Here is a 9,578-nt window from a genome sequence, read left to right as displayed (position 1 = left end):
GAGCTATGTCGCAAAGGTCGTCTACCAGGACAGCGACGCAAAAGTCGTGGGGAACGACTCCGGCAAGTACAACACGGTCGCCGGCTTTAATGCCGGGGCCGCAGCCATCCTCGCCGACACCGCACTCACCGCAGCCCACGGGGGCACGCCCGCCCGGGACTCCGACACCGAGACCTACTCGGCGACCCTCAAGTGCCACGACCTGAACGGCGAGATCTATATGATCACGTTCGGCCGGGACCGGGTCAGCCTCACCTCGTACGAGGACGACGCGATCAAAACAAAGGTCGAGACCTGGGCCGACACGATCGCAGCGCTTGCCTAAAAGGTGACAACGATGGACAACGAACTCATCATTGTCGGGGCATTCCTCGGCGCGGGGCTGCTCGCCTACGTTATCATCCCCGGCCTCATGGTCATCTGGGACCGGGTCCTCGACCACATGGAGTGGTAAAAAAAATAAGAACCGGCAGGGGTGCCTCCTGCCCCTGCCATTTTATTTATGGTTTCTCCTGCAACCGGGGTATGTACAATTCATCAGGTAAAGATAATCCCTATACATAACCCCGGAATATAGTGTCCCACGTCCTTCTGGGATTATTTTATTTTAACCACAATTTTTTATGTCTCCAGAACCAGGAACCGCCGGGTATCCTCATAAAAACTGCCCGGTACTGGTATGCAGCAATCCCAATTCTTATCCCGCACCCGGGAAAATCCGGTACGGTATATCTCAGCCGAAATTTATGAAAACGACCACGCAGACGCACCTGTTCAAAAATGCAATAGGCGTTTCCCAGCCAGATGTATCAGATGAAGCCATCGCAGCATTCCAAAAGCAGGTGCTTTCCTTCTACGAGCGTCACGGCCGGCACGAGATGCTCTGGCGCCACACGGACGACCCGTACCGGATCCTTGTATCAGAGATCATGCTCCAGCAGACGCAGGTGGAACGGGTCGCAGTAAAATATCCTGAATTTATCGCTGCGTTCCCGGACGCTGCTGCTCTCGCCCGGGCCCCGCAGAGTGCCGTGATTGCAGCCTGGCAGGGCATGGGCTACAACCGCCGGGCCATCGCGCTGAAAAAATGTGCGGAAAAAATAGTGGATGAGTTTGGCGGGACCGTGCCACGCGACCCGGAAGTGCTTGCCACCTTTCCCGGTATCGGCCCGGCAACCGCGTCGTCCATCTGTGCATTCGCATTCAACCTGCCGGTCGTCTTTATCGAAACAAACATCCGCCGGGTCTTTATCCATTCCTTTTTCCCGGATAGGGAATCCGTGACCGACAAGGAGATCCTGCCGCTCGCAGGAAGGACGCTCGACCGGGAACAGCCTCGGGTCTGGTACTGGGCGTTGATGGACCTCGGGACGGAACTCAAGAAGCACATGCCAAACCCGAACCGGAAGAGCGCCGCGTATACGAAGCAGGCGCCGTTTGAGGGATCGGACCGGCGGATCCGGGGGATGATCCTGAAATTTTTGATAGAGAAAGCTCCCTCCCGGGAAAAAGCGATCCTGGATTGTGTGCAGGAAGAGCCGGTACGGGTGCGCCGGATTCTTGCAGCCCTTGAGAAGGAGGGGTTTATCCGGAAGAGCAAAACAGGATACCGGCTCGCAGAGTAAAACGGGTAATTGTTCAGCAGGTATTTTTCCCGGGGTTCTTCAACACGGGAAATATGAACAGGAAATTTTTGATCCAACCCCGCTAAAACCGGCCTCTTTTTTAGTTTCCCGTGCTCCTGCCCACAGAGGATATCCGCAGATGCCCTCTGCCAGATCGGCAAAATCCGCACCCGGCCTACCTTGCCCCCATCATCACATTGATATCACCCCGTTTCCCATCACCAGATTGGGAAAGAACATGCCGGACTTAAAAGATATTCCTGACGATATCCGGTGGCGGTTTGCCGCAGAGTGCGCCGCGACGCTCCCGGCGCTCTACGAGATTGCATTTCGTGAAGCGCTCGGGAAAAAATACGGAGCGGTGGAACAGGAAATATGGATGGAGACGGGCCGAATGATCCAGAAGATCGCCCACGACTGTTCCCTTCCGGCCAGGACTGCAAAAGAATGTGCACGGACCCTGCAGGTCGCGACAATCGTCCTCTTTGGCCCCGATTATGGTGGAGAGACGATCGAACTCTCCGATGACCGTGCCGTCATTGTCATACGGCGCTGCCCGTTCCTTGCCCCCATCCACACGCTCAGCAGCGCCGATCACGAACGCGTGTTCTCGCGCTGCATGGCCCTCACGCTCACCGCAGTCCCGCTTCTGAATGCCAAGTACACGGCCCGGTTCGTGCGGACGATGTGCACCGGTGACCGGCAATGCGAGATCAAGATTGAGAGAAAACCGGAACCTGCCGGGAAAGCGGCAACAACCTGACAGATCACGTTATTTTTTCTGGCGATTATGGATCTTAAAAAACTGCATGGGAAGTCACCGGACCGGATAAATATCCACTTTCCAGAATGCTTTGAAAAATGCTCTCTGTAGAAATCCATGATAAGATGCATATAAACCGCTCTTTGGGGCTGCCGCCTCCGCACGTTAGAGGCATCCCCCGGTTGCGATGATGCTATATTTCCTGCATCCAGAAATGCTCCCAAGACCGGTAATACCGAGGCATCGTTTACGCCCCCGCCCCCTTGCGGGCAGGGCTGGCGTAAGGGGGGGAGGCATATCTTAAAAAGAGGATTTCTATAGAGCCAAAAAAACTACTGATTAAGGGAACCGGAATTTTCCCTGCGGCACCCGTATCTCGAACCTGGCTCCCTGCTGCCATGTACCGTTTTCCCGGATCGTGATCCCGGTGATCGACAGGATCTCCTTGATCAAGAACATCCCAAGCCCGGTATGCTTCCCGAAACCCTTGAGGAATATCTTCTCTTTCTCTTTCGGTATGACACCGGTACCGTTGTCCTCGTACACAAGGAGCAGGGCCGGATCATCCTTTTTTACCGACAACCGGATATCCGAGACGCGTTCCCCGTGTTGGAGGGAATTGTCTATCAGGTTATAGAACACCTGCCCGATCATGGGATCCGCTAAGATCTCAACGCCCCCGGTCTCGCAGGAAAATACGATATTTTTCCCTGCAAACGATTCCGCAGCCCGGGTAAATGCGGAACCGGCGTCCTGCCACTCGGGTTTTTTGAGTCCGAGGTCCTGGTAATCCCGGGTAAACTCCAGCTGTTCCTGGATCACCTCAAGACTCTTTCTCATCGCATCGAGATGACCGGATGAGCTGGGATCGCGGTTTTTCAGTGCGAGCAGTTCGAGATGCCCAAAGAGGGCGGTCACCTGGTTGAGGATATCGTGGCGGGTGATATTTGCAAGCAGGAGCAGTTTCTTGTTTGCCCCCTCAATGGTCTCTTCGGCCTCCCTCTTTTTTGTAATATCGTGAAAACTCCAGACCCTCCCGACAATCTGGTCGCCGATCCGCTGCGGGTGAACATACAGTTCGTAGATCGAACCGTTCGTGAATGTCAGGTTTGTCGTCACTATCTGCTCGGACGATTCCGATAACGGTTTAATGAGCCGAAAGAACTCCTCCGGATCCAAAAGAGAGGCCGCGAGCCGGCCGGTGCGTTTAATGGTACTCTGCCCCTGTTCCCCTTTTAGGCGGGGAGGAAAGCCAAAGAGATTAGCCGCTTTCAGGTTATATGCCCGGATGATATCGTCACGGTCTATGACAACGATGGCATCGGCCGTGGACTCTATCGTTGCATGCTGGAGGGAGTTTGCATTCCGAAGTTCGGTCGTCCGCTCATTTACCAGATTTTCCAACTGATCTTTATACTTGAGAAGTTCCCTTTTTGCCTCTTTTTTCTGGTCGATAAACCTGATTATGGATCCCAGGATGACCGTAATTGCGCAACTTGCAACGAAAAACGGAAGCATTTCGATAAGCATGGAAGAGCCGGATTGCGGGCCAGGACCTGACTGCTGATTAAATAAGACAAGGGATGAAAAAAACTCGATGAGCGCGACACCCGTCCCGAGAAGGAGGTACTGGACAAGATATGATCGGGGGAATCGTTTCCACGACCGGCCCTCATAAAAAAGGGCGCCAAGCAGGATCCCGCTCATGACGGTCAGGAGTTCTGAACCGGGCAATGATCCGGTCGATACATACGTCCCTACGAGAAGAACCGCAGCAGCAAACACCGACGATACCGGACCCCCGATGAACCCTGACAGGGGCACAAGGATGAGGTTAAACCCAACGACCGTGCCGCCCTCCATCTGCCAGAGAGCCGGGATGCTGATAGCGGCAGCAAGACCAAAGATTATCCCGATACTGATTGAGGAAAAAAGTTTTGACCGGGAGAGGTGAGAATCCGGGATAAAATTATAGAGAAGAACCAATACCGCAATGACCGCAAAATTCTGGATCATTGATCGCACGATGTCCAGGGTCATAAATGGCAGTTCGATCATCGATATTCACTCGCTTTAATAACCGGGAGTGTGCCGCTGTTCCTGAAACCCGTGCGCCTCTTTAAAACAAAATTGAGGAAGTGTCCCGATTACCATTCAATCTGACTACTCATATAATAAACAGATGGCCCGGGATACAGCCATACTCCCTGTTCCAGCAGGCCACATAGTGGTACGGAACCAAACACTTTTTTTTAGGAACCGTCGATCGTTGGAATGGTTTTTTTACCCTGTACCCTATCAAACAGGCTCGCTCACATTTGAGAGTAGGGGAATAACTATTTTTAAAAAAGTGACCCGTTTATCTCAGCCAGTACCCGATAATCACGCAGACGATCCCCGGGTAAAAGATCACCGCAAAATACTGGCGGATCTCATAGGGAACGAATCCCAGACCATTAAGCTCCGGGATGACGAGCATGATCAAACCTGCGATAAAAAACAGATAACTGAACTGGGTTTTGGTTGCCTTGTCCATAAATTTCCTCTGTCTAAAGGTACCCAGCCGGAAAAGAAAAAACTTTGTCGTGTCACCGCTTGACCGGGTCCCCGAAATGACCGATCACAAGCGAATAGAGATCGGCAAAGGGCATGGGCGGGGCGAGTAAGTCGTCAACGGTAATCCTCTCCTCGGGATACCCGAGGTTCTCGCAGACCGCGATCTTGACCGGGACAGAGAGCCCCATCACGCCCAGTCGCCGGTAGAGTTCTGTCACGTCAAATTTGGGATCTGCAATGAGAAAGACAATCTTTTCGCGCCTTATTTCCTCAACGGTTTCCTGCATTGCTTTCTCGTGGCCCCGTCCGTGGGCTACGATTACAACGATTCTGGAGAGAGGGATATGAAGGCGGGCGGCTGCGACCTGGAGGGATGAGATGCCGGGCACTACCTCACCCTGCAGATACCCGAGACCGGCGAGCATCGGGTCCCCGGTCGAGAGGACAACTGCATTCTCCGGCAGTTGCGAGAGGTTCCGGTAATCGCTGATGGAGCGGACTGTGCAGTTTTTTGGAATGATCTTCTGCACGAGCTCGATTGCCCGGCCGGAGCCGTAGATGCTCCGCGCCGATTTAATTGCCTGCGCAGCCTGCTCCGTGAGCATGCCCGGCCCGCAGCCAACACCGACAATCTTCATGGGCTCTCCGCAATAATTTTCCCGTTACGATTCACGAGGACCACTTTTACCGGGGGATGTTCTTTTTTGTACGCTGTTAAGACCGGCATCGCAACCGGTAAAAATGCCGGCGATGCGGACAGTTCTTCCACGGTCGCGTAACCTGTACCATCAAGGATATGAGGGTCGATATACTTTAAGATCAGCGCAGGAAGACCGCAGAGGATCACATTCCCCCGTGCAGCGGCGAGGGCTTCTTTGATCCTGCCCCCGACAAGCACGACCTCGTGATCAGGAAAGAGCAGGCGCGAGTACCGGAGCCCGACCCGGCCGGTTGTGAGGACAACGTTCTTTGCATCTTTGACCCGGGCCTGCACTGACTCTTCCAGGTGATCGTCCCAGGGCTCGACAAGCCCGGTCGATCCGAGAACTGATATCCCTTTCTCAACCCCGACTCTGGGGTTGAGTGTCTTCTTTGCAACAGGTACACCTTCGGGAACAGAGAGCGTGACCGTAGCGCCGGAAAGGCCGGTGTCGTCAAGGGCTTCCTGCATGGATGCAAGAATGCAGGCAAGCGGTGCGTCGCTGATCGCCGGCGCTCCTTTTTTGTACCGGGGCGTGTCCCGGGCGAACCGCCCGATGCCCGGTCCCGGTACGACCGAAATCCCATCCGGTGCGGCAACTGCATCCGCTACAAACTCGATACCTGCCGTTACATCTGATGGGTAATCGCCGGCATATTTCCTGCACGACGCGTGGCCCGCATGTGCCGTTACCGGGACATCAGCAACAATACCGCAGGGAAGGTAAACCGTGACCTGCGAAACATCCTGTTTTAACGAAAGGATCGCTGCCTTGCATGCGGCAGCGGCAGTGGTCCCGGTTGTGTACCCGCGCCGGAGGATGGTGCCCGATGCAGTCAGGACAGCAAAACCCTGTGCGACAAGGTCGAGGCCTGCCGTATCTGATACTTTCTCCTGCCAGATCTCCGGGTAATCAAAACCGGTGACCGGGTCTCTCATGACGCAGATCCCTCTATAAGAATCGTGATGCACTCGTTTACCGCCGCGACAGCAACCGGCGTCCCGCCCCGGGTCCCCTCCGTTGAGATCGAGGGGATATCGAGACTGCCAAGGACGGCTTTTGACTCTGCTGCGTTAACAAAACCCACGGGTGTGCCGATCACGATCGCGGGGCGGACGCCTTCGTTAATCATCCCGCAGACCGTGAGCAGTGCGGACGGGGCATTCCCGATGACAACGATGGAACCGGCCAGCTGCTCGCGGAGCGCGATAAACCCGGCAGAACTCCTCGTTATCCCGCGCTCCCGTGCAATCTCCCCGCCGAAGTCAAGCGCACAGAGAATTTTTGACTCGTGCCCTTTCTTCTGGATACCTACCTGCACCATCCGGATATCGGTGATGATATAGGCGCCGGCCTTGAGCGCCCGGATCGTAGCAGGTACGGGATCGGCATTGAATCTCAACAGGTCAGCCATCGCGAAATCGCCGACCGCAACCGAGCAGCGCTGGCGCACCCGGTCCTCGGGCGTTTCGTTCCCCACGACTTTTCGTGCGAGCGTACGAGAGGTCTTTGAGATCTCGTAGGCTTCGGGGGTGGTTGCGCCCGGGTCAATATACGTATTTGTGGTGGTATCCGCGTGGCGTGATGATTCCTTTGACATTCTTCCCCATCCTCCATATCCTGCTCTCGTTCCCGCCAATAATGACGGTCGTGTGCATATCGATCTGTTCGATAACGTTTTCGATCTCGCCAAGTGTCGTTATCACCGGGTCAGCCTGTCCTTCGCGCAGGGCGTTTTTTATAACAGCAACCGGCACGGTTGCCGGGTAGTATTTTCTGGCGTGCCCGACCGCGAGCGCGAAATTGTCCGGTCGCCCGTGACTCCGGGGATTATAGATCACGACCGGGATCCCGACCGAGAAGACGGCATCGAGGCGTTTCTCGATCACCTCAAGCGGTGTAAGAAGGTCTGACAGGCTTATTGTGGCAAAATCCCCGGAGAGGGGCGACCCGACAAGCGATGCACCGGCATTTGCCGCAGTCACGCCCGGGACTACCTCCACCGGGATCTCCGCGCCCGAATGTTCAAGCACCTCAAGGACGATACCGGCCATGCCGTAGACGCCGGCATCCCCCCCGGAGACGATCGCGACCTTGTGAGACTGTGCTAACTCGATCGCTTTTTTGGCCCGTTCCACTTCTTTTCCCATCGAACTTCGTATTACCTGCTTTCCGTCAAGCAGCGGCCGGAGCGGTTCAAGGTAACTGTCGTTCCCGATCACGTAGTCCGCACGGGAGATTACGTCGATTGCACGGCCGGTCATGTACTCCATCCGGCCCGGCCCGACCCCGACAATCCAGAGGCCGTTTGTCCGGCTCTTATCGGGCGATGGCAATCGTCACCTTCCCAAAAACCTTTTTTTTCATGACGAGTTCCCGGTGTTTTCCGACCGCAAGCGCACACGGCTCGGCGACCCCGACAAGGCCAATCCTTGTTGCCTTCGAGGGTGTGGCAGTGATCTGTGCGTTAATAGTGTCATCATCAAGGAATATTAAGTTGGCAGAAAGAGCGGCAATCCCCTCAATGAGGCCGGTCTCATTGCATTTTTTTGCCGTTGTCGCAAAGAGCATGACCTCGTTTTGTGCGATGCCAGCCTCCGCGAGAGCGGCACGGACGGCGTTTGTCACTTCTCCGGCCGTAACTCCTTTGCGGCAGCCGATCCCGACCGCATACTCGCCGTGGTGCACCAGCAGAGATACATCCGGGCCGGCAATCACGATGCCCGGGCCGGGCACGGGATAGATCTTTGTCGTGCCGTCAAGGATCCCGGCATTGACCGCACGGGTCGAGTCCCGGTTCACAATATCGCAGTCGGCCCGTTTTGCTATCGCTTCCACGGAGTCATGGCCTGTCGCTTCTGTTGCCGTGGAGATCACCGGGACAAGGCCGAGGCCGGCAAGTTTCTTTGCGATATCGTTTGCCCCGTGATGGCCCCCGAGCAGTGGGACTGCATACGAAAAATCCGGCGTGACTACTACTACCGCAGGGTCGGTCCATTTGTCCCTGACAAGCGGGGCGATGCCGCGTACCACAATCCCCATAGACATCAGCGCGACGATCCGGTGGGAAGAGGGGAATAGTTCTGCAAAAATTCCGGCCTGGTATTCGCGGAGGTCCGCGTCAAGGTAATCTGCGATCCGCTGTGCATCCGGTAAAAACCGGGGCAGGGCAATTACCACGGTGTCTTTCATGAGTAGAGATATGATTTAATGTGCCCTTTCTTCACGTCACCCACGGCGCCACCAATAATAAGAAGGGCTGTGTGTTCGATCCCGGCGTTCTTTGCCTTTACCGCGATATCGGCTACAGTGCCCCGGACGATCTTCTGGTCCGGCCACGAGGCATGATAGACAACTGCTGCCGGAGTGTCCGGGGAGCAGGTAAGTTTTTTTGTGATCTCACCGAGTTTTTCCGTCCCAAGAAAGATGACCATGGTCGAATTGAGGCGCGAGAATTCCGCGATCTGATCTTCTTTAAGCGTCTTACCCGCAGGCCGGGTGACGATGACCGATTCTGAGACCCCCCGAAGCGTGAGCTGTGTTTTGAGCGCCGCTGCTGCCGCAAAAAGTGATGAAACGCCCGGCACAACTTCAACTGCAATGCCCTGCTCTTCGAGTTTTTCTATCTGTTCGACAATCGCACCATAGAGCGATGGATCGCCCGAGTGGAGCCGGACAACATTTTTCTTCGCCCGAGCGTGTTTTACCATCGTGTCGACCATCTCCTCAAGGTGCATACCCCAGCTGTCGAGTTTGATTACAGCGCCGGATTCTGCAACCAGTGCCGGGTTGACAAGCGAGCCCGCGTAGATCAGGACATCGGCATTTTTGACAAGGTTGAGACCTTTAACCGTGATCAGTTCCGGATCGCCGGGGCCGGCGCCCACGAACCAGACTTTTGCTCCCGTGTTCTTTGCAGGTTTTTTTACCATG

10 protein-coding genes and 1 pseudogene are annotated in these 9,578 nt (G+C 55.3%); 3 read left to right on the top strand and 8 right to left on the bottom strand.

Annotation, left to right across the window (positions count from 1 at the left end):
- The 3 genes and pseudogenes from WCX19_RS05180 to WCX19_RS05170 all read left to right on the top strand — a co-directional run.
- Window positions 1-325 (top strand): annotated as a pseudogene (locus WCX19_RS05180) (hypothetical protein); the annotation flags it as partial.
- 421 nt (window positions 326-746) lie between these two features.
- Complete coding sequence (locus WCX19_RS05175) at window positions 747-1,625, top strand: A/G-specific adenine glycosylase (RefSeq protein ID WP_373005823.1); 879 nt, start codon at window positions 747-749, stop codon at window positions 1,623-1,625.
- Between the two features lie 238 nt (window positions 1,626-1,863).
- Window positions 1,864-2,388, top strand: coding sequence for a hypothetical protein (locus tag WCX19_RS05170; protein WP_373005821.1), 525 nt, complete (start codon window positions 1,864-1,866; stop codon window positions 2,386-2,388).
- 339 nt (window positions 2,389-2,727) lie between these two features.
- On the opposite strand, the gene WCX19_RS05165 is transcribed toward WCX19_RS05170, so the two are convergent.
- From WCX19_RS05165 to cobM, 8 genes are all read right to left on the bottom strand, one after another.
- A complete protein-coding gene (locus tag WCX19_RS05165; protein WP_373005819.1) occupies window positions 2,728-4,446 on the bottom strand; it encodes a sensor histidine kinase in 1,719 nt (572 codons plus the stop codon).
- A 301-nt stretch (window positions 4,447-4,747) separates the two neighbouring features.
- Complete coding sequence (locus WCX19_RS05160; RefSeq protein WP_373005817.1) at window positions 4,748-4,924, bottom strand: hypothetical protein; 177 nt, start codon at window positions 4,922-4,924, stop codon at window positions 4,748-4,750.
- A 52-nt stretch (window positions 4,925-4,976) separates the two neighbouring features.
- Entirely contained in the window at window positions 4,977-5,582 is a 606-nt protein-coding gene (locus WCX19_RS05155; RefSeq protein WP_373005815.1) for a cobalt-precorrin-7 (C(5))-methyltransferase, read from the bottom strand.
- Window positions 5,579-6,583 (bottom strand): cobalt-precorrin-5B (C(1))-methyltransferase, encoded by a 1,005-nt coding sequence (locus WCX19_RS05150; RefSeq protein WP_373005813.1) that lies wholly within the window; start codon window positions 6,581-6,583, stop codon window positions 5,579-5,581. The genes WCX19_RS05155 and WCX19_RS05150 overlap by 4 nt, the downstream gene beginning before the upstream one ends.
- Entirely contained in the window at window positions 6,580-7,245 is a 666-nt protein-coding gene (locus tag WCX19_RS05145) for a precorrin-8X methylmutase (protein WP_373005811.1), read from the bottom strand. Before WCX19_RS05145 ends, WCX19_RS05150 begins: the two co-directional genes overlap by 4 nt.
- Complete coding sequence (gene cobJ, locus WCX19_RS05140) at window positions 7,193-7,981, bottom strand: precorrin-3B C(17)-methyltransferase (protein WP_373005809.1); 789 nt, start codon at window positions 7,979-7,981, stop codon at window positions 7,193-7,195. The genes WCX19_RS05145 and cobJ overlap by 53 nt, the downstream gene beginning before the upstream one ends.
- Window positions 7,965-8,837, bottom strand: coding sequence for a cobalt-precorrin 5A hydrolase (gene cbiG / locus WCX19_RS05135; protein ID WP_373005807.1), 873 nt, complete (start codon window positions 8,835-8,837; stop codon window positions 7,965-7,967). The genes cobJ and cbiG overlap by 17 nt, the downstream gene beginning before the upstream one ends.
- Window positions 8,834-9,577, bottom strand: a complete 744-nt coding sequence (gene cobM, locus WCX19_RS05130; RefSeq protein WP_373005805.1) for a precorrin-4 C(11)-methyltransferase — start codon at window positions 9,575-9,577, stop codon at window positions 8,834-8,836. Before cobM ends, cbiG begins: the two co-directional genes overlap by 4 nt.
- Window position 9,578 lies beyond the last annotated feature (1 nt).

This window comes from Methanoregula sp. (assembly GCF_041663825.1).
Classification (GTDB): domain Archaea; phylum Halobacteriota; class Methanomicrobia; order Methanomicrobiales; family Methanospirillaceae; genus Methanoregula.
This window is presented reverse-complemented; position numbering and strand designations above follow the sequence as displayed.